Genomic DNA, 21,061 nt, shown 5'->3' with positions numbered 1-21,061 from the left:
TCCCGTTTGAAAGCTGCCCTTCTCAAGAAATACCGCCTGATCATCAAGACCATGGGCTATGTGGGCTGGGCCCTGTTCTGGCTGTTGCTGTGGGATATCGCCGTCACGGTGGATTTCATGCTGTTCCTCAACTCCAAGATCAACCTGCCGCTGATGCCCCTGACCTTGCTCGGTTCGGCGCTGGTGGTGCTGATCAGTTTCCGTAACAGCAGCGCCTACAACCGCTGGTGGGAAGCGCGCACCTTATGGGGCGCGATGGTCAACAACTCGCGCAGCTTCGCGCGCCAGGTGCTGACCTTGCTGGATGACCCCGGCAGCGAAGTGAACCCGATCAAATCCACGCTGTTGCGCCGCCATGTGGCCTATGTGAATTGCCTGGCCGCGCACCTCAAGGGCGAGCCTTGCCCTGAGGAAGTGCGCGCGTTCATCCCCGCCGAGGAATTTGCCCGCAATGGCGCCACCAACAACTTCGCCAACGACATCCTGACCGGCTCGGCCGCCTTGCTGGCGCGGGAATACAAGGCCGGGCATCTGGACAGCATCCGCCTGGCGCGGCTGGAGTCGACACTGGTAGACCTGTCCAATGCCCAGGGCGGCATGGAGCGGATCGCCAACACGCCGCTGCCCTATCCGTATGTGTATTTCCCCCGCCTGTTCATTTCGCTGTTCTGCCTGATCGTGCCCGTGGGCCTGGTGGAATCCCTGGGCTGGTTCACCCCGCTGGCGTCCACGGTGGTGGGCTTCATGCTGCTGGCCATCGAACGTATCGGCACCGACCTGCAAAGCCCGTTTCGTTCCAGTGAACATCAGATCCAAATGGAAGCGATCTGCGAAACCATCGAGAAAAACCTGCAGTCGATGCGCCGTGACGCCCTGGCTGGCGACCAGATCGGCTGAATTCCCCCTCCCCTCAAGTGCTGGCGCCCTCGGTCGATAAACCGAGGGTAAGCATGGCCTTATCTGCATAACAACGCCTGCGACGCACAGCACGACCGTTTCTCCCCTTGCCAAAACTATAAATACCCGCGGGTGAAGTCATGAATATCAAGCAGAAGCTGACATGGGCGTTTGCGGCCATCGCGTGCCTACCGGTCGTGCTGGTCGCCATTATCGTGGTGCTGAATGTGCGCGAAGGAGCCCTCGCCAACTTCCTCGACAGCAGCGGTCGCGAGATCCGCCAGATCGACAACGGCATGAAGCAGTTTTTCGACGGCATCAGCCAGAACGTCGAATACGTGGCCAAGGACCCGCGCGTTGTCGCGGCCAAGGACCTCAAGAGCTACGCCGGCGCGGACGCCGCGCAAATCCCGCTCACCCCGACCAATACCGAACTGCTGGCGATCTTCGACCAGTTCGCCAAAAGCCACCCCAGCACCGCCTACCTGTCCCTGGGCCTGCGCGATGGCGGCTACGCCAGTTGGCCGGACGACGCCAAACTGACCCAATACGACCCACGCGTGCGCCCTTGGTACAAGGCCGCCATCGCGGCGCCAGGCAAGACCGTGCGCACCGGTGCCTACTATTGGGCGCCGGACGATGTGGTACTGATCGGTACCGTGCATACCGTCGCCGACGCCACGGGCAACCTCCTTGGCGTGGTCGGCCTGGACGTGTCGCTCAAGCAACTCACCGAACTGGTGCGCACCATCAAGCTGGGCGACAGCGGCTACCTGATGCTGGTGGAGGCCGATGGCAACGTGCTGGTAGACCCCAGCGATGCCAAACACAACTTCAAACCGCTGGCCGACCTGGGGCCCAACTACGCCGAACTGGCCAAGCACGGCGATGGGGTGACCGAAGTGAACATCGACGGCGTGGCCTACATGGCCAACGTCGTCAGTTCCAAGGATCTGGGCTGGCGCTTTATCGGCCTGATCAAGCGTGACGAAGTGATGGCCGGCGCCACCCGCCTGACCTGGCTGATTGCCGCCATCGCCGCCGTATTGGCGCTGGTCTTCGCCATCGTCGGCGCCAGTTTCGCCCGGGTGATCGTGCGCCCTATTCGCGGCGTGGCCGATGGCCTGCAGGAAATCGCCGAAGGTGAAGGCGACCTCACGCGCCAGCTCAAGGTGCAGGGCAAGGACGAAACCGCCAGCCTGGCCGGCTGGTTCAACCAGTTCCTGAGCATGATCGCCCAACTGGTGCAACGCATCGGCAACGCGTCCTCGGACCTGCAAACCGCTGCCGCCGACACCAGCGAAGTGGCCAACAACATGAACCAGGCTGCCGGCCGCCAACGCGAAGCCGTGGAACTGGTGAGCACCGCCTTCAACGAAATGGTGGCCACCGCCAACGAAGTGGCGCGCTCATGCAGCGCCGCCGCGTCGAGCGCCGATGAAGGCTATCGGGATGTGCACGATGGCCAGCAGCACATCGGCGAAGCCACCGGCAGCGTGCTCAAGCTCAGCGAAGACCTGCAGAAATCCACGCAGACCATGCAGTTGCTCGAACAAGACAGCCAGAACATCAACACCATTCTCGACACCATCCGTTCGATTGCCGAACAGACCAACCTGCTGGCACTCAACGCCGCGATTGAAGCTGCACGTGCCGGCGACCAGGGCCGCGGTTTCGCGGTGGTCGCCGACGAAGTCCGCGCCCTGGCCCGCCGCACCGCCGATTCCACCGGCGAGATCGACAGCCTGCTGGGCAACCTTGCCCGCCGCACCAAGGAAGTCACCCAGCAAATGCAAAGCAGCCTGCAGGGGTCGCACACCAGCGTGGAACGCATCCAACAGGCCCGCGACAGCTTCGACAAGATCCGCGGTTCGGTGGACTCGATTCGCGACCAGAACACTCAGATCGCCACCGCTGCCGAAGAGCAGCACCAGGTGGCCGAAGAGATCAACCGGCACATCGCGCAGATCCATGCCGATGCGCAACTGGTTGAAGGGTTCGCCCATTCGGCGCAGACCGGGTCGGGGCGTTTGACAGACATCTCTGGGCAGTTGAAAGGCCTGGTGGGCCGCTTCAAGTTCTAAAGCCAATGCAGATCAAAATGTGGGAGGGGGCTTGCCCCCGATATCGGAGTGTCAGCCACTGCATCTGTGTCTGAAACACCGCAATCGGGGGCAAGCCCCCTCCCACATTTTGATCTGCCTACCTCCGGCAATTTGTGCATCTGGCGCACCGCGTTGAGCAGATGCAGGGCAGCCTGCTGGTGTCCCACACCAGCGTGCAGCGCATCCAACAGGCCCGCCGGCTCGGTGGCCTCGATCCGCGACCAGAACACCCAGATCGCCACCGCGGCCGAAGAACAGCACCAGGTGGCCGAGGAGATCAACCGGCATATCGCGCAGATTCATGCCGATGCGCAACTGGTTGAAGGGTTCGCCCATTCGGCGCAGACAGGATCGGGGCGTTTGACAGACATCTCCGGGCAGTTGAAAGGCCTGGTGGGCCGCTTCAAGTTCTAAAGCCAACGCAGATACAAATGTGGGAGGGGGCTTGCCCCGGTACAAACCGGGGACATCGTTTACATTTCTAACCGGGGACATGGTTTACAGGTTAATACGCATGATCAGGAGGTAACTGATCATGCCCTGGAACCAAGAGTCTCCGATGAATCAACGAATCAGACTGGTCGCCGACTGGCTTTCCGGCAACTACACCAAAAGCCAGTTGGCACGTCGCTTTGACGTTAGTCGGCCTACGGTCGACAAATGGATTGCCCGGCACAACGGCGATTTAAAGTCCTTATCCGAGCTGTCCCGACGACCTCACAACAGCCCAAATAAAACCGACGACGAGATCTTGGCTCGTGTGGTGGCGATGAAGGAGGCCCACGATAAATGGGGGCCTAAGAAGCTTCTCGAACTATTACGGCTTGAAGATCCTTCCGTCGCCTGGCCTTCTCCAAGTACAGCGGGCCAGTGGCTTGATCGACTTGGGCTCGTCAACAAACGACGTTTCAAGCGCCGGCACAGTATTTCCCAGGCAGAAATGCGAGAGGCCAACGAACCTAACAAGACTTGGTGCGCTGATTACAAAGGGCAATTCAAGATGCTTGACGCGCAGATGTGCTTCCCTTTGACCGTTACAGACCACGCGTCCCGGATGATTCTGGCGTGCAGGGCCCATCCCCAGATCAAGACCCAGCCAGTAAAACAAGCATTTGAAAGGCTTTTTCAGGAGTACGGCATGCCGGAAGTTATCCGTTCGGACAACGGGGTTCCGTTCGCCTCTCCGGGTCTGGCAAGAATGTCCACATTGGCAGTTTGGTGGATTCGTCTGGGCATCTATCCGGAGCGCACCATGCCAGGAAGACCCGCCCAGAATGGTCGCCATGAGCGAATGCACCGTAGTTTGAAACTTGAGCTGCCCATAGGGAAAAACTTAGTCGAGCAGCAGCTTTTGCTGGAGCATTTCAGGCATGAGTTCAATTACGTACGCCCTCATGAAGCCCTCGGCATGAAACGTCCGGGAGACCTATATGTGCCGTCTACCCGACTTTACCCAGGCTGTTTGCCCGATGTGGAGTATCCCGCAGAAATGAGGGTTCGCAGCGTCAGACAGGACGGATCGATCAAATGGAACGGCAAGTTGTTATTTGTCAGCGAGGCACTATCTGGGGAAAGGATAGGACTCAAAGAAGTTGAAGATGATGTTTGGGATTTGTACCTGTGTGATTATCCCCTGGGGAGGCTTGGGCGAGGTATGACCCGCGTCCAGGCCTCAAATGTGTAAACGATGTCCCCGGTTTCAGATGTAAACGATGTCTACGGTTCTACACCCCGATATCGGAGTGTCAGCCACTGCATCTGTGTCTGAAACACCGCAATCGGGGGCAAGCCCCCTCCCACATTTTGATCTGCCTACCTCCGGCAATTTGTGCATCTGGCGCACCGCGTTGAGCAGATGCAGGGCAGCCTGCTGGTGTCCCACACCAGCGTGCAGCGCATCCAACAGGCCCGCCGGCTCGGTGAACTCGATCCGCGACCAGAACACCCAGATCGCCACCGCGGCCGAAGAACAGCACCAGGTGGCCGAGGAGATCAACCGGCATATCGCGCAGATTCATGCCGATGCGCAACTGGTTGAAGGGTTCGCCCATTCGGCGCAGACAGGATCGGGGCGTTTGACAGACATCTCCGGGCAGTTGAAAGGCCTGGTGGGCCGCTTCAAGTTCTAAAGCCAATGCAGATCAAATGTGGGAGGGGGCTTGCCCCCGATATCGGAGTGTCAGCCACTGCATCTGTGTCTGAAACACCGCAATCGGGGGCAAGCCCCCTCCCACCTTGGCCTCATACCATCATCGCAGCATAGGTAACAGTCTATTGCTCCGCGGAATGTACTAACCAGTTACTTATCTTGCTAAAATCGCGTTTTGCCCTCTCTCACTCGAGTCCTTTCGACATGAAACGAGCATCGCGCGCCGCTGGCGTCTCTAGAATCTTACTCCTGGGCCTGGGCGTGATCATCGCCCTGCTCGGCCTTGCGCTCGCCGTCGGCGGCGCCAAACTGGTCAGCCTGGGAGGTTCCTGGTACTTCCTGGTGGGTGGCGTGGTCATGGCCATTGCCGGGCTGCTGATTGCCCGGCGCAAGCCGGCGGGCGCCTGGTTGTTTGCTGCGTTCCTGGTCGGCACGGCCGTATGGGCTGTCGCGGATGTAGGGCTGGTGTACTGGCCGCTGTTCTCGCGACTGTTCATGTTCGCGGTGATCGGCATCGTGGTCGCGCTAGTCTATCCGCTGCTGGTCGGCAAACCGGCGCGCGGTGCCTATGGCGTCGCTGCCGTGCTGGGGCTGGGCGTGGTGGTGGCGGCAGGCAATATGTTCGTCGCGCACCCAAGCGTAGCGCCGACCGGTGCCGGCCCTGGCATCACCCCGGTGGCCGCAGCCGATGCCCAGAAAGACTGGGCACACTACGGCAACACCGAAGGCGGCAGCCGCTTCGCCGCGCTGGACCAGATCAATCGTGACAACATCGACAAGCTCAAAGTGGCCTGGACCTACCGCACCGGCGACGTGGCCATCAGCGACGGCAACGGCGCCGAGGACCAACTGACGCCCCTGCAGATCGGCAACAAAGTGTTCATCTGCACCCCGCACAACAACCTGATCGCACTGGACGCCGACACCGGCAAGGAACTGTGGAAGAACGAGGTCAACGCCCAATCGGCGGTATGGCAGCGTTGCCGGGGCATGGCGTATTTCGATGCCAGCGCGCCGATTGCCCAGCCGACCCAGCCGAACAGTTCGCCGATCATCGCCGCCAGCGTTGCCGCCGGTGCGCAATGCCAGCGTCGCCTGCTGACCAACACCATCGATGCACGCCTGATCGCCGTGGACGCCGACACCGGCAAATTCTGCGAAGACTTCGGCAACCACGGCCAGGTAGACCTGAAAGCCGGGCTGGGTAATGTCCCGGACAGCTACTACCAATTGTCTTCGGCGCCTTTGATCGCCGGCACCACCGTGGTGGTGGGCGGCCGCGTTGCGGATAACGTCCAGACCGACATGCCCGGCGGCGTGATCCGTGGTTTCGATGTGATCAGCGGCCAGATGCGCTGGGCCTTCGACCCGGGCAATCCGCAAGACAAACAGGCCCCGGCCACCGGCAGCACCTACGTGCGCAGCACCCCCAACAGCTGGGCGCCGATGTCTTACGACCCGCTGATGAACACGGTTTTCCTGCCGATGGGCAGCTCGTCCACCGACATCTACGGTGTAGAGCGCACCGCGCTCAATCATAAATACGGTGCTTCGGTTCTGGCGCTGGACGCCTCCACCGGCGCAGAGAAGTGGGTGTACCAGACCGTCCACAACGACCTGTGGGACTTCGACCTGCCGATGCAACCCAGCTTGATCGACTTCACCCCGCCAGGCAGCGACAAGGCCGTGCCCGCCGTGGTGATCGGCACCAAGGCCGGGCAGATCTATGTGCTCGACCGCGCCACCGGCAAACCGTTGACCGACGTGCAGGAAGTGCCGGTCAAAGCCGCGAACATTCCCAACGAACCTTACTCGCCGACCCAGCCCAAATCGGTGGGCATGCCGCAGATCGGCGCGCAGACCCTGACCGAATCGGACATGTGGGGCGCGACGCCGTACGACCAGTTGCTGTGCCGCATCGACTTCAAGGGCATGCGCTACGACGGCCTGTACACCGCGCCAGGCACCGATAAATCCCTGAGCTTCCCGGGCTCACTGGGCGGGATGAACTGGGGCAGTATTTCCACCGACCCGGTGCACGGTTTTATCTTCGTCAACGACATGCGCCTGGGCCTGTGGATCCAGATGGTGCCGTCGCAGAACAAGGCCCAGGCCGCCTCCGGTGGCGAAGCGCTGAACACCGGCATGGGCGCCGTGCCGCTCAAGGGCACGCCGTATGCGGTGAACAAGAACCGCTTCCTGTCGGTGGCCGGCATTCCATGCCAGGCACCGCCGTTCGGTACCTTGACCGCCATCGATATGAAGACGCAAAAGGTTGCCTGGCAAGTCCCGGTGGGTACCGTTGAAGACACCGGCCCCCTGGGCATCCGCATGCACCTGCCGATCAAGGTGGGCCTGCCGACGCTCGGCGGTACGCTGTCGACCCAGGGTGGCCTGATCTTTATCGCCGGCACCCAGGACTTCTACCTGCGCGCCTTCAACAGCGGCAACGGCGATGAAATCTGGAAAGCCCGCCTGCCCGTGGGCAGCCAGGGCGGCCCGATGACCTACGTGTCACCGAAAACCGGCAAGCAGTACATCGTCGTCACCGCCGGCGGTGCGCGCCAGTCCACTGACCGTGGCGACTACGTGATCGCCTACGCCTTGCCGTAACCACCCCCTGTTCGCGCGGTGCGCCCGCACCGCGCTTTGTGTCTGGAAAATCCCGCATGAACCCGACTTCTCCAACCTCCCTTGGGCGCCTGCTGCTGGGCCTGGCCTTTGCCGCCGCCCTGCCCGCCCAGGCCGACGACAGCACGCTGACCGGCGACTGGGGTGGCCTGCGCCGCGAACTCGACGCACAAGGCGTGCGCTTCACCGGCGACTACAGCGGCGAGACCGCCTACAACGCCCACGGCGGCCAGCACCGCTCGGCGCGTTATTCGCAAAACCTCAAGCTGGGTGTGCAGTTCGACTTGGGCAAGCTCTACGGTTTGAACCATGGCGACCGCATCCAACTGACGATCAACGACCGGCGTGGCAACAGCGCCTCCGATGACCTGGTGGGCAACCGCCTGCCGATCCAGGAAAACTACGGAGGCCTCTATACGCGCCTGACCGAGCTGAGCTATGAGCGCACGCTGTTCACCCCGGCGCTTAACCTCAAGCTTGGCTATATGGCCATGGGCAACGACCTCGGCGGCCTGGACAGCGGCATCCTGTGCAACTTCATGAACGCCGGTTTCTGCGGGCACCCGCTGAACATGTCGGGCGGCAGTGGCTGGGCCAACTACCCGAACGCGCACCTGGGCGCCCGGGTGAAATACGACCTTTCGCCCAACTGGCAACTGCGCGTGGCGGCGTTCAATGTCGACCCTTCCAGCAACGGCAATGCCAGCCGCGCCTGGCACCTGGGCCCCAAGCACACCACCGGCACCGTGGTGCCCATCGAGCTGATCTACAAACACGCAGGCAGCCTGCCGGGTGAATACAAGCTCGGTTATTACTACGACAGCTCCGATGTAAAACGCATCGGCAGCGATAAGAAAGTCAGCGGTCGCGGCGGCCACTACCTGTTGATCGACCAGGCCGTGTGGGCCTCGCCATCGTCCGAGGGGCGCAGCCTGCACGCCTTCGGCCAGTATTCGGCGGCCAGCGAGGCGGCGTCGCCGTTCAGCAAGTGGTATGGCGCCGGCGTGGTGCTGTACAAACCGTTCGAAGGCCGCCCGCGTGACACCGTCGCCCTGGGCTATGGCCGCGCCGTGCCGAACCCGCGCAGCCGCGAGGTGCAGGAACTTGCCGCGTTCAATGCCGACCGGCCCTACCCCGGGCTGGACAGCGCCGAGCAATTGATCGAGCTCAGTTATGGCTACCAGGCCACGCCCTGGCTGACGCTGAGGCCGGATATGCAGTACATCATCGAACCGGGGGCGTTTTCCGGGGAGAGCATCGACAATGCGCTGATCCTGGGTTTGCAAGTCAAGGCCGTGTTCTAAGCTGCGCCGTGCTGGTACTGCCTCGGCGTGCAACCGTATTCGCGACGAAACACCGTGTGCAGGTATTGCGCCGATTTGAAGCCACAGGTCTGCGCAATATCGGCAATCGCCAGGGCCTGGTTTTCCAGGCCCTTGGCGGCGGCGGCGAGTTTGAAGCGCAGGATCTCGTCGTGCACGCTGCACCCGCGCACCTTGCGAAAGTGCGACTCCAGCGATGAGCGCGACACCCCGACATACGCCGCCACCTGCGCGGTCTTGATGCCCTGGCACGCGTATTGACGAATGAACAGCAAGGCCTGCATCACATAGGGATTGCCCAAAGGCTGGTGCAGGCTGGAGGCCTGCACATTGATCGCCTCCGGCGGCACCAGAATCTGCGTGCCCGCGCAGGGTTTGCCATGCAGCATCTGATGCAGCAGCGCGGCGGCGGTACGGCCCATGGTCTCGGTGCCCTGGATCACCGAACTGAGCGGCACCCGCGTCAGCGTGCGGGTCAGCGGGTCGTTGTCGATGCCGATCAACGCCACTTCCTCGGGCACCGCAATGCCCGCCGTCAGGCAGGCTTGCAACAGCTGACGGGCACGGGCATCGGTCACCGCGATAATGCCGATGGGCTTGGGCAGGCTGTGCAGCCAGGCAATCTGCTGCTCCACCGCGCTGTCCCATAACGGCGCGCTGGTACCCAGGCCGCGATACACCTCGACGTGCAGGCCATCGCGCTGCATCAACCGGCGAAAGGCCTTTTCCCGCTCCTGGGCCCAGCGATTGGCCTGAGCCTGGGGCAGGCTGAAACAGGCAAACCGCGTCAACCCGGCCTCGACCAGGTGCTCGTAAGCCAACTTCATCAACGCATGATTATCGGTCGCCACATAGGGAATCCCCTTCGGATACTGGCTGACGTCCTCATACGAGCCGCCCACCGCCACCACCGGCACCCTGCTCCCGGCCAGCGCCTCGCCGATCAGCGGGTCATCGAAGTCGGCGATGATGCCATCGCCCTGCCAGCGCTCGATGCCACGCAGGCGGCACAGGAAATCTTCCTCCAGAAACAAATCCCAGGACACGCGGGTGCTGCTCAGGTAATTGCCGATGCCGGCGATGATGCCGCGGTCGTAGATTTTGCTGCCATTGAACAGCAAGGCGATGCGGTGAACGGGCGGTAGGGTTTTCATTGTTCTTGTCCTTTTGCCGGTGGATACAGACTAGCCCTCGCTGCACAAAATCGCACCACCCCTTGGTGATTTTCATAATCAGCAGCCCGGGTGCCGTTGCTAGTATCCAGACACCGCCAAGAACAATAAGGAAAACGCCATGCCGTACTTCCCCGGTGTCGAGAAGGTTCGCTTCGAAGGCCCTGCCAGCGACGCCCCTCTCGCCTTTCGTCATTACGATGCGAACAAACTGATCCTCGGCAAACCCATGCGTGAACACCTGCGCATGGCCGCCTGTTACTGGCACACCTTTGTGTGGCCGGGGGCGGATATGTTTGGCGTGGGTACTTTCAAGCGGCCGTGGCAGCGCAGCGGCGATCCGATGGAACTGGCCATCGGCAAGGCAGAAGCCGCGTTTGAATTTTTCTCCAAGCTGGGCATCGATTACTACAGTTTCCACGACACCGACGTGGCCCCCGAAGGCAGTTCGCTCAAGGAGTACCGCAACCACTTTGCGCAGATGGTCGATCACCTGGAGCGTCACCAGGAACAGACCGGCATCAAGCTGCTGTGGGGCACCGCCAACTGCTTCAGCAACCCGCGGTTCGCCGCCGGGGCCGCCAGCAACCCGGACCCCGAAGTGTTCGCCTACGCGGCGGCCCAGGTGTTCAGCGCGATGAATGCCACGCTGCGACTCAAGGGCTCCAATTATGTGCTGTGGGGCGGCCGTGAGGGCTATGAGACGCTGCTCAATACCGACCTCAAGCGCGAGCGTGAACAACTCGGCCGGTTCATGCGCATGGTGGTGGAGCACAAGCACAAGATCGGCTTCAAGGGCGACCTGTTGATCGAGCCCAAGCCCCAGGAGCCGACCAAGCACCAGTACGATTACGACAGCGCCACGGTGTTTGGCTTCCTGCATGAGTACGGCCTGGAGCATGAGATCAAGGTCAACATCGAGGCCAACCACGCCACCCTGGCCGGGCACAGCTTTCATCATGAGATCGCCACCGCCGTGTCCCTGGGCATTTTCGGCAGCATCGACGCCAACCGTGGTGACCCGCAGAACGGCTGGGACACCGACCAGTTCCCCAACAGCGTCGAGGAAATGACCCTGGCCACCTATGAAATCCTCAAGGCCGGCGGGTTCAAGAACGGCGGCTACAATTTCGATTCCAAGGTGCGCCGCCAAAGCCTGGATGATGTGGACCTGTTCCACGGCCATGTGGCCGCTATGGATGTACTGGCCCTGGCCTTGGAACGCGCGGCCGCCATGGTGCAGAACGACCAGTTGCAACAGTTCAAGGACCAGCGTTATGCCGGTTGGGACCAGTCCCTGGGCCGTGCGGTGCTGGCCGGTGAGTTCAGCCTGGCGTCGCTGGCCGAACATGCGTTTGCCAACGAACTCGACCCGCAGGCCGTGAGTGGCCGGCAGGAGATGCTCGAAGGCGTTGTAAACCGGTTCATCTACACCTGAAGCCCCCCTCTGTAGGAGCGAGCTTGCTCGCGAAGAACGCAAGAACGACAGGGTTAACCCAGTGTCTCGCGTTATCGTTGACGTTTTTCGCGAGCAAGCTCGCTCCTACAGAGGGCAGTGACATTTGCGCGACAAATCTACGCACAGAGCGCCCTAGGACGCTCTACAGTTTCAGGCGCACCACCCTGTGTCTTTCCAACAACAATAAAAGGACGCACCACCATGAAGTCATTCAAACGTACCCTGCTCGCCACCGCCCTGGCCCTGCTCGCCCTGCCGGTGATGGCCGATTCGGCGCATCCGAAAATCGGCTTCTCCATCGACGACCTGCGCCTGGAGCGCTGGTCCCGAGACCGCGACTACTTTGTCGCGGCCGCAGAAAAGCTCGACGCCAAGGTGTTCGTGCAATCGGCCGACGCCAACGAGCAGAAGCAGATCTCGCAGATCGAAAACCTCATCTCCCGTGGCGTCGACGTGATCGTTATCGTGCCGTTCAACGCCACGGTGCTGACCAACGCGGTCGCCGAAGCCAAGAAGGCCGGGATCAAGGTCGTGTCTTACGACCGCCTGATCCTCAACGCGGACATCGACGCCTACATCTCCTTCGATAACGAAAAAGTCGGCGAAATGCAGGCCAATGGTGTGCTGCAGGCGGCGCCCAAGGGCAATTACTTCCTGCTCGGCGGCGCGCCTACCGACAACAACGCCAAGGTGCTGCGCGAAGGCCAGATGAAAGTGCTGCAACCGGCCATCGACAAGGGCGACATCAAGATCGTCGGCCAGCAATGGGTCAAGGAATGGAACCCCACCGAGGCCCTGAGCATTGTCGAGAACGCCCTGACCCGCAACGACAACAAGATCGACGCCATCGTCGCCTCCAACGACGCCACCGCCGGCGGTGCGATCCAGGCCCTGGCCGCGCAGAAGCTGGCGGGCAAGGTGCCGATTTCCGGCCAGGACGCTGACCTGGCAGCGATCAAGCGCGTGATCGACGGCACCCAGACCATGACTGTGTACAAGCCGCTCAAGTTGATCGCCACCGAGGCGGCCAAACTGTCGGTGCAACTGGCACGCAATGAAAAGCCCAGCTACAGCTCGCAGTACGACAATGGCAGCAAGCAGGTCGACACCATCCTGCTCACGCCGACGCCGCTGACCAAGGCCAATATCGACGTGCTGGAGAAGGACGGCTTCTACACCAAAGAGCAGATCGCCGGGCAATGACCGCCATGGCCGCCGACTACTTGCTGCAAATGAACGGCATCGTCAAAACCTTTGGCGGTGTCAACGCCCTCAACGGCATCGACCTTAAGGTACGGCCGGGGGAATGCGTCGGCCTGTGCGGTGAGAACGGTGCGGGCAAATCCACCTTGATGAAGGTGCTGTCGGCGGTCTACCCGCACGGCACCTGGGAGGGCGAAATCCTCTGGGACGGGCAGCCGCTCAAAGCCCAGTCCATCAGCGAAACCGAGGCCGCCGGGATTGTCATCATCCACCAGGAACTGACCCTGGTGCCCGACCTGTCGGTGGCCGAGAACATCTTCATGGGCCACGAGTTGACCCTGCCGGGCGGGCGCATGAACTACCCGGCGATGCTGCACCGCGCCGAGGCGTTGATGCGCGAACTCAAGGTACCGGACATGAACGTCGCGCTGCCGGTCTCGCAATACGGCGGCGGCTACCAGCAACTGGTGGAAATCGCCAAGGCCCTGAACAAACAGGCGCGCCTGCTGATCCTTGACGAACCCTCCTCGGCCCTGACCCGCTCGGAAATCGAGGTGCTGCTCGACATTATCCGCGACCTCAAGGCCAAGGGCGTGGCCTGTGTGTATATCTCGCACAAGCTCGATGAAGTGGCCGCCGTGTGTGACACCATCGCGGTGATTCGCGATGGCAAGCACATTGCGACCACCGCCATGGCCGACATGGACATCCCACGGATCATCACGCAAATGGTCGGCCGCGAAATGAGCAACCTCTACCCCACCGAGCCTCACGAGGTGGGCGAGGTGATCTTCGAAGCGCGCAACGTCACCTGCTATGACGTCGACAACCCCAAGCGCAAGCGCGTCGACGATGTCTCCTTCGTGCTCAGGCGCGGCGAAATCCTCGGCATCGCCGGGCTGGTGGGCGCCGGGCGCACGGAACTGGTGTCGGCACTGTTCGGCGCCTACCCCGGACGCTACAGCTGCGAGGTGTGGCTGGAGGGCCAGGTGATCGACACGCGCACCCCGCTCAAGTCGATTCGCGCCGGGCTGTGCATGGTGCCTGAAGACCGCAAGCGTCAGGGCATCATTCCCGACCTGGGCGTTGGCCAGAACATCACCCTGGCGGTGCTCGACACCTACGCCCACCTGACCCGCATCGACGCCGAAGCCGAACTGGGCAGCATCGACCAGCAGATCGCCCGCATGCACCTCAAGACGGCCAGCCCCTTTCTGCCGATCACCAGCCTGTCCGGCGGCAACCAGCAAAAAGCCGTGTTGGCGAAAATGCTGATGACCAAGCCCAAGGTGCTGATCCTGGACGAGCCCACGCGCGGGGTGGACGTGGGCGCCAAGTATGAAATCTACAAACTGATGGGCGCCCTGGCGGCCGAAGGCGTGTCGATCATCATGGTCTCGTCGGAACTTGCTGAAGTGCTCGGCGTGTCCAACCGCGTGCTGGTGATCGGCGACGGCCAGTTGCGGGGCGACTTCATCAACCAGGGGCTCACCCAGGAACAGGTGCTCGCCGCCGCGCTCAGCCAAAACAATAACGATCGGAAGACCGCGTAGATGAATCAGGTCAAACAGCTTTTCACCCGCTACAAAATGCTCGCCTTGGTGATCGCCGTGGCGTTCATCTGGCTGTTTTTCAGTTGGCAGACCGAGGGCGGCTTTCTCACGCCGCGCAACCTGTCCAACCTGCTGCGGCAGATGTCCATCACCGGGATCCTCGCGTGCGGCATGGTGCTGGTGATCATCAGTGGCGAAATCGATTTGTCGGTGGGGTCGTTGCTCGGATTGCTGGGCGGGCTGGCGGCGATCCTGGATGTGGTTTACCACATTCCGCTGCTGGCCAACCTGAGCCTGGTGGCGCTGTGCGGCCTGATGATCGGCCTGGCCAATGGCTACATGACCGCCTACCTGCGCATCCCCTCGTTCATTGTCGGCCTGGGCGGGATGCTGGCGTTTCGCGGGATCCTGCTGGGCATCACCGGCGGCACCACCATTGCGCCGGTGTCGCCTTCATTGGTGTACGTCGGCCAGGGGTACCTGCCGCACGCCGTGGGCATCGGGCTGGGCGTGGTGCTGTTCGCGCTGACCCTGTTCCTCACCTGGAAACAACGGCGCAACCGCGCCCTGCATGGCCTGGCCGCACATTCCCTGGTGCGCGACGTGCTGCGCGTGGCGCTGATCGGTGCGGTGCTGGCCGGGTTTGTCACCACCCTCAACAGCTACGACGGTATCCCGGTGCCGGTGTTGCTGCTGCTGGTGCTGCTCGGCGTGTTCAGCTACGTCACCAGCCAGACCGTCTTCGGCCGCCGCGTGTATGCGGTGGGCAGCAATATGGAAGCCACGCGGCTGTCGGGCATCAACGTGCAGGCGGTGAAACTGTGGATCTTCGGCATCATGGGCGTGATGTGCGCCCTCGCCGGCCTGGTCAACACCGCACGCCTGGCCGCCGGCTCACCGTCGGCGGGAAACATGGGCGAACTGGACGCCATCGCCGCGTGCTTTATCGGCGGCACCTCGATGCGCGGCGGCTCGGGCACGGTGTACGGCGCGTTGCTTGGGGCGCTGGTGATTACCAGCCTGGACAACGGCATGTCGATGCTGGATGTGGACAGTTACTGGCAGATGATCGTGAAGGGCAGCATCCTGGTGCTGGCGGTGTGGGTGGATGTGAGTACGCGGGGGGGGCGCCGGTAACCCTGCGGGAGGGGGCTTGCTCCCGATGGCGGAGTGCCAGTCGATGACCACTTATCTGACCCACCGCTATCGGGGGCAAGCCCCCTCCCACATTGTCCTCATTTTTTCTCGGGGGGTGATTGCCAACAAATACTAAAAGTCCATAATGGACAAATTAGTTTATTTGGAGGCACCCATGTCCACCTCTCCCCTCGTTATCGATCAGGCCCAGGCGCGTGCGCTGCTCGCTCAGGTCGACGTGCCCCTTATCCTGCGCAAGCTGTTCTGCGACCTCGCCGCCGGGCAAGCCGTGCAGCCGGCGCAACAGCTGGTGGAGTTCCCCCAAGGCGCCGGGGATTTCATCAACTATCTGGGGGTGTTGGCGCTCGACGGGGTCTACGGCGTGAAGACTTCGCCCTATATCGTGCGCGAGCAAGGGCCACTGGTGACGGCCTGGACGCTGTTGATGTCGACGCACACCGGCCAGCCGCTGCTGCTGTGTGACGCCTCTGAACTGACCACCGCACGCACCGCCGCCACCACGGCCGTGGCGGTGGATGCGCTGGCACCGCTGTCGGCCCAGCGGCTGGCCATTATTGGCAGCGGCAAGGTTGCCCAGGCACACCTGCGCTACGTGCAGAACCTGCGGGACTGGCAGCACATCCAGCTCTATTCCCCAAGCCTGAACCACGCCACCCCCGAAGCCCGCGCGCAGCTCAATAGCCTGGACCCGCGCCTGAGCCTTGCCGACAGCTGTGAAGCCGCCGTGCACGACGCTGATGTGATCATGCTGTGCACCTCTTCAGCCGGCCCGGTGCTCGACCCGGCACGCTTGAGCAAACCAGCGCTCATCACCTCGATCAGCACCAACGCCCCGCGCGCCCATGAGGTGTCGCCCCACAGCCTCAACCATATGCACGTGTTCTGCGACTATCGCCAGACTACCCCCTCTTCGGCCGGCGAGATGCTGATCGCCAGCGAACAACACGGCTGGGATAAACGCGCAATCGTCGGCGACCTGCCCGAGCTGCTCAGCGACATGGCACAGCGCCCGGACTATGATCGCCCGGTATTTTTCCGCTCCATCGGCCTGGGCCTGGAAGACATCGCACTGGCCAATGCCTTGTATCAATTGCAGCGCCACTCCGGAGAGTTTCTATGAACCAGGCAGACTTCATCATCATCGGCGGCGGCATTGCCGGTGCGTCCACCGGTTTCTGGTTGTCGCAGCACGGCAAGGTGCTGGTGCTGGAGCGTGAAAACCACCCGGCCTATCACTCCACTGGGCGTTCGGCGGCGCTTTATTCTGCCGCGTACGGCACCCCACAAGTGCGCGCGCTGACCCTGGCCAGCCGGGCGTTCTTCGACCAGCCACCGCCTGGCTTTTGCGAACACCCTTTACTGACGCCACGCGGCGAAATGACGGTCGACTTCAACGGCGACCCTGCCGAGCTGAACGCCCAGTACCTGAGCGCGAAAGCCACGGTGCCGCAGATCGAACGCCTGAGCGCGGATGAAGCCTGCGCGCGCCTGCCGATCCTGCGCCGCGAAAAAGTGCACGGCGCCATTTACGACCCCACCGCCTGCGACATCGACACCGACGCCCTGCACCAAGGCTACCTGCGCGGTATCCGCCGCAACCACGGCGAGGTGCGCACCGACAGCCATGTGCTGGGCCTGAGTCGCGACGCCGATGGAATTTGGCAGGTACGCACCCAGGACGCCACTTTCAGCGCACCGATCATCATCAACGCGGCTGGCGCCTGGGCCGACCATATCGGCGGGTTGGCGGGCGCGGCGTCCATCGGGCTGCAACCCAAGCGTCGCTCGGCCTTCATCTTCGCCGGGCCGGAAGGCGTGGACAGCCATGCCTGGCCGATGCTGGTCGCCCTCGACGAAGCTTTCTATATGAAGCCCGACGCCGGCATGTTCCTCGGCTCGCCGGCCAATGCCGACCCGGTTGAGCCCCAGGACGTACAGCCTGAAGAGCTGGACGTCGCCATGGGCATCTACCAGATCGAAGAGGCCACCACCCTGACCATCCGCCGCCCCACGCGAACCTGGGCCGGGCTGCGCAGTTTCGTGCACGACGGTGACTTGCTGTCTGGTTTTGACCCGCAGGTACCCGGACTGTTCTGGGTGGCTGCACAGGGTGGCTATGGCATCCAGACTTCACCGGCGATGGGCCAGGCCAGCGCGGCGCTGGTGCGCGGTCAGCCGCTGCCCGAGCCGCTCACGCAGTTCGGTCTGGACGCTGGTATGCTCTCCCCCGTCCGCCTGGAGCCCCATTGATGAGCAGTGTTGAACAAGACAAGGTCATGCAGAACTTTCGCGCGATTGCCGATGCGATCGCCACGTTGTTCTTTCCCCATGCGGAAGTGGTGCTGCATGACCTGCGAACGCAAACCGTCGACTACATCGCCAATAACCTGTCCAAACGCAGCCTGGGTGACGACTCCTCGCTGGAGGACATGCTGGACGGTGACATCAGCGAAGTGAATATCGGCCCGTATGAAAAGCTCAACTGGGACGGCCAGAAGATTCGCAGCCTGAGCACGGTGCTGCACGACCACCACGGCCAGCGGCTGGCCGTGCTGTGCATCAACCTAAATATCTCGCTGCTTGAAAATGCCAAGGCCGCGCTGGACCTGTTCCTGTCACCGAGCAAGCTGATCGCCCAGCCGGACGCCCTGTTCCGGGACGACTGGCAGGAACGCATCAACACCTTCCTGCACGCCTGGCTGCGCGAGCGCCAGCTGAGCCTGAACCTGCTGACCCGCGACCACAAACGCGAACTGGTCCTTGCACTGCACGCCGAAGGCGCGTTCAAGGGCAAGAGCGCGTCCAACTATGTGGCCAACGTGCTGGGCATGGGGCGGGCAACGGTCTACAAGCACCTGAAGGAACTGAAAGGTTAACGACATGGTCGTTCCCACTGCGTGGGAACGATCTCAGTCGCCGTAGATATCGGACTTGAAGTACTGCTGCGAGATCTTCTGGTACTCACCACTGGCGCGGATGCCGTCGATGGCCGCGTTCAGCTCGCTGACCAGCTCGCCATTGCCCTTGCGCACCGCAATCCCGGCACCCTCGCCTACGTATTTCGGGTCCTTGAGTTCCGGGCCGACAAAGGCGTAACCCTTGCCCCGTGGCATCGACAGAAAGTCGCTGAGCGGGATGGTGTCGGCAAAGATCGCATCCAGGCGCCCCGCCGCCAGGTCCATGTAGATTTCTTCGTTATTGCTGTAGCGCTTGACGTTGATGCCCCTGGGCTCGAACACCTCGGTGGCATACCGGTCGGTGGTCGTGGCGCGCTGCACGCCGACGGACTTGCCCTTGAGGCTGGCGTACTGATCGTCCACCACCGCGCCGTCTTTCATCACCAGGCGTGAGGAGGTGAAGTAATACTTGTGGGTGAAGTCCACCGACTTCTTGCGGTCTTCGTTGATGGTCATGGACGACAGCGCCAAGTCGATTTTCTTGACCTTGAGGGAAGGAATCAGCCCGTCGAACTCACCCTCCACCCACACACACTTGACCTTCATCTGGGCGCACAGGGCATTGCCGATGTCGTAATCGAACCCGACGATCTTGCCCTCTTCGGTCTTGGACGCGAACGGTGGGTAAGCGGCTTCGATGCCGATGCGCAGGGTTTTCTCGGCGGCGAACAATGCGCTGGAGGCCAACAGGCTCAGGGCCAGGGCGGGAATGAGGTGGGGTTTCTTCATGATCGGGTTCTCGCAAGTTGTTGTTGGTTTGGCAAGAGTGAAGAAAGACATGCGGCAACTGTTTTGTACTTATAATTCCATACTGGACTTTTATGTTTGGCACGTCAAAAAAAATATGGGAGGGGGCTTGCTCCCGATGGCAGTGGTTCAGGCACAGATACAGTGCCTGAGACGCCGCTATCGGGGGCAAGCCCCTCCCACATTGGATATGTGGTGCAGGTAAAGCTTACTTCGACACCGGCATCGCAAACTCCGCGCCCTGCTCGATGCTCTCCGACCAACGCTGCATGATCGACTTCTGCTTGGTGTAGAAACGCACGCCTTCGGTGCCATAGGCATGCATGTCGCCAAACAGGCTCTTCTTCCAGCCACCAAAACCATGCCAGGCCATCGGCACCGGGATCGGTACGTTGATGCCGACCATGCCCACTTCGATGCGTCGTGCAAACTCGCGCGCGATGTTGCCGTCGCGGGTGAAGCAGCTGACGCCGTTGCCGAACTCGTGGTCGTTGACCAGCTTCACCGCGGCGGCAAAATCATCCACGCGTACGCAGGCCAGCACTGGGCCGAAGATTTCCTCGCGGTAGATGCTCATGTCCCGAGTCACGTGGTCGAACAAGGTGGCGCCGAGCCAGAAGCCGTTTTCCAGGCCAGGCTCGGACGGCACGTAGTCGCGGCCGTCGAGCAGCAATTGCGCGCCGGCTTGCACGCCCTGCTCGATGTAGCCGCTGATCCGCTCCAGGGCGGCGCGGGACACAATCGGGCCCATTTCGGCCTTGAGGTCGCGGCCATCGGTAATGCGCAGTTGCTTGGCACGTTCGGTCAAGGCGGCGATGACCTTATCACCCACATCACCCACCAGCACTGCCACCGAGATCGCCATGCAGCGCTCGCCGGCACTGCCGTAGGCGGCGCCCATCAGCGCATCGACGGTGCGCTCGATGTCCGCGTCGGGCATCACCACCATATGGTTTTTCGCGCCACCCAGGCCTTGTACGCGCTTGCCGTGACGCGCGCCGCTCTCGTAGATGTACTGGGCAATCGGTGTGGAGCCGACAAAACTCACGGCCTTGACGTCCGGGTGTTCGATCAGCGCGTCCACCGCTTCCTTGTCGCCCTGTACCACGTTGAATACACCCTTGGGCAGGCCCGCTTCACGCAGCAGCTCGGCCATGAACAGCGAGGCGCTCGGGTCGGTGGGGCTGGGCTTGAGAATGAAGGTATTACCCGCTGCGATGGCGATCGGGTACATCCACATCGGCACCATCACCGGGAAGTTGAACGGCGTCACGCCGGCTACCACGCCCAGCGGCTGGCGCATCGTCCAGTTGTCCATGCCACGGGAAACCTGGTCGGAATGTTCGCCCTTGAGCAGGTTCGGAATGCCGCAGGCGAATTCGAGGATATCGATGCCACGGTCGACTTCACCCTGGGCGTCGGTAAACACCTTGCCATGTTCGGCGACGATGATGCGCGCCAGGTCGTCCTTGCGTTCACGCAGCAGGTGCAGGTATTCGAACAGCACACGGGCGCGGCGGATCGGCGGGGTGTCGGCCCAGCTGGCGAAGGCGGCCTGGGCGGCAGCGACGGCTTCAGCCACGGTCTGGCGGCTGGCCAGGGCGACGCGCGCGGTGACTTCGCCGGTGGCCGGGTTGTAGACGTCCTGATAGCGATCATCGCGGCTTACGCGCTGGTCGTTAATGTAGTGCTCGAGGGTAGCAGGCAT

Annotated in this window: 14 protein-coding genes and 4 pseudogenes; 15 read left to right on the top strand and 3 right to left on the bottom strand. The window is 62.2% G+C overall.

What is annotated here, in order from left to right:
• Positions 1-6: 6 nt before the first annotated feature.
• From C4J94_RS10960 to C4J94_RS10930, 8 genes and pseudogenes are all read left to right on the top strand, one after another.
• Positions 7-897: a bestrophin family protein gene (locus C4J94_RS10960; RefSeq protein ID WP_124386166.1), complete on the top strand. Its 891-nt coding sequence runs from the start codon at positions 7-9 to the stop codon at positions 895-897.
• Between the two features lie 140 nt (positions 898-1,037).
• Positions 1,038-2,117, top strand: a pseudogene (locus C4J94_RS28135) (cache domain-containing protein); the annotation flags it as partial.
• A 327-nt stretch (positions 2,118-2,444) separates the two neighbouring features.
• A pseudogene (locus tag C4J94_RS28130) lies at positions 2,445-2,981 on the top strand (methyl-accepting chemotaxis protein); the annotation flags it as partial.
• Positions 2,982-3,139: 158 nt separating this feature from the next.
• Positions 3,140-3,416 (top strand): annotated as a pseudogene (locus C4J94_RS10950) (chemotaxis protein); the annotation flags it as partial.
• 121 nt (positions 3,417-3,537) lie between these two features.
• Positions 3,538-4,686, top strand: coding sequence for an integrase core domain-containing protein (locus C4J94_RS10945; RefSeq protein ID WP_124384938.1), 1,149 nt, complete (start codon positions 3,538-3,540; stop codon positions 4,684-4,686).
• 168 nt (positions 4,687-4,854) lie between these two features.
• Positions 4,855-5,131, top strand: a pseudogene (locus C4J94_RS10940) (chemotaxis protein); the annotation flags it as partial.
• Positions 5,132-5,355: 224 nt separating this feature from the next.
• The gene (locus tag C4J94_RS10935; RefSeq protein WP_124386164.1) at positions 5,356-7,764 is read left to right on the top strand and encodes a glucose/quinate/shikimate family membrane-bound PQQ-dependent dehydrogenase; all 2,409 of its coding nucleotides are present in this window, start codon (positions 5,356-5,358) and stop codon (positions 7,762-7,764) included.
• 56 nt (positions 7,765-7,820) lie between these two features.
• Positions 7,821-9,086, top strand: coding sequence for a carbohydrate porin (locus C4J94_RS10930; protein WP_124386163.1), 1,266 nt, complete (start codon positions 7,821-7,823; stop codon positions 9,084-9,086).
• Here C4J94_RS10930 and C4J94_RS10925 read toward each other — a convergent pair.
• The gene (locus tag C4J94_RS10925) at positions 9,083-10,258 is read right to left on the bottom strand and encodes a XylR family transcriptional regulator (protein ID WP_124386162.1); all 1,176 of its coding nucleotides are present in this window, start codon (positions 10,256-10,258) and stop codon (positions 9,083-9,085) included. The genes C4J94_RS10930 and C4J94_RS10925 overlap by 4 nt on opposite strands.
• A gap of 139 nt (positions 10,259-10,397) precedes the next feature.
• Between C4J94_RS10925 and xylA the strand changes: the two genes are divergently transcribed.
• The 7 genes from xylA to C4J94_RS10890 all read left to right on the top strand — a co-directional run bounded on the left by xylA (position 10,398) and on the right by C4J94_RS10890 (position 18,525).
• Positions 10,398-11,714 (top strand): xylose isomerase, encoded by a 1,317-nt coding sequence (xylA, locus tag C4J94_RS10920; RefSeq protein ID WP_124386161.1) that lies wholly within the window; start codon positions 10,398-10,400, stop codon positions 11,712-11,714.
• A 222-nt stretch (positions 11,715-11,936) separates the two neighbouring features.
• Complete coding sequence (gene xylF / locus C4J94_RS10915) at positions 11,937-12,938, top strand: D-xylose ABC transporter substrate-binding protein (protein ID WP_124386160.1); 1,002 nt, start codon at positions 11,937-11,939, stop codon at positions 12,936-12,938.
• Entirely contained in the window at positions 12,935-14,491 is a 1,557-nt protein-coding gene (xylG, locus tag C4J94_RS10910) for a D-xylose ABC transporter ATP-binding protein (protein ID WP_124386159.1), read from the top strand. The genes xylF and xylG overlap by 4 nt, the downstream gene beginning before the upstream one ends.
• Positions 14,492-15,628 carry a sugar ABC transporter permease gene (locus C4J94_RS10905; RefSeq protein WP_124386158.1) on the top strand — a complete coding sequence of 379 codons (1,137 nt, stop codon included), beginning with the start codon at positions 14,492-14,494 and terminating at the stop codon, positions 15,626-15,628.
• Positions 15,629-15,803: 175 nt separating this feature from the next.
• Positions 15,804-16,769 carry an ornithine cyclodeaminase family protein gene (locus C4J94_RS10900; protein ID WP_124386157.1) on the top strand — a complete coding sequence of 322 codons (966 nt, stop codon included), beginning with the start codon at positions 15,804-15,806 and terminating at the stop codon, positions 16,767-16,769.
• The gene (locus C4J94_RS10895; protein ID WP_124386156.1) at positions 16,766-17,899 is read left to right on the top strand and encodes an FAD-binding oxidoreductase; all 1,134 of its coding nucleotides are present in this window, start codon (positions 16,766-16,768) and stop codon (positions 17,897-17,899) included. The genes C4J94_RS10900 and C4J94_RS10895 overlap by 4 nt, the downstream gene beginning before the upstream one ends.
• Entirely contained in the window at positions 17,899-18,525 is a 627-nt protein-coding gene (locus C4J94_RS10890; protein WP_124386155.1) for a transcriptional regulator, read from the top strand. Before C4J94_RS10895 ends, C4J94_RS10890 begins: the two co-directional genes overlap by 1 nt.
• A 33-nt stretch (positions 18,526-18,558) precedes the next feature.
• On the opposite strand, the gene C4J94_RS10885 is transcribed toward C4J94_RS10890, so the two are convergent.
• Together C4J94_RS10885 and C4J94_RS10880 are read right to left on the bottom strand one after the other, a co-directional pair.
• On the bottom strand, positions 18,559-19,335 hold the full coding sequence (locus tag C4J94_RS10885; RefSeq protein WP_124386154.1) for an ABC transporter substrate-binding protein: 777 nt from the start codon (positions 19,333-19,335) through the stop codon (positions 18,559-18,561).
• Positions 19,336-19,561: 226 nt separating this feature from the next.
• Positions 19,562-21,061 (bottom strand): CoA-acylating methylmalonate-semialdehyde dehydrogenase, encoded by a 1,500-nt coding sequence (locus C4J94_RS10880; RefSeq protein ID WP_124386153.1) that lies wholly within the window; start codon positions 21,059-21,061, stop codon positions 19,562-19,564.

Source organism: Pseudomonas sp. R5-89-07 (assembly GCF_003851685.1).
Taxonomy (GTDB): Bacteria; Pseudomonadota; Gammaproteobacteria; order Pseudomonadales; family Pseudomonadaceae; genus Aquipseudomonas.
Note: the sequence above shows the minus strand (reverse complement) of the source record. Positions and strands in the feature narration are given on the sequence as shown.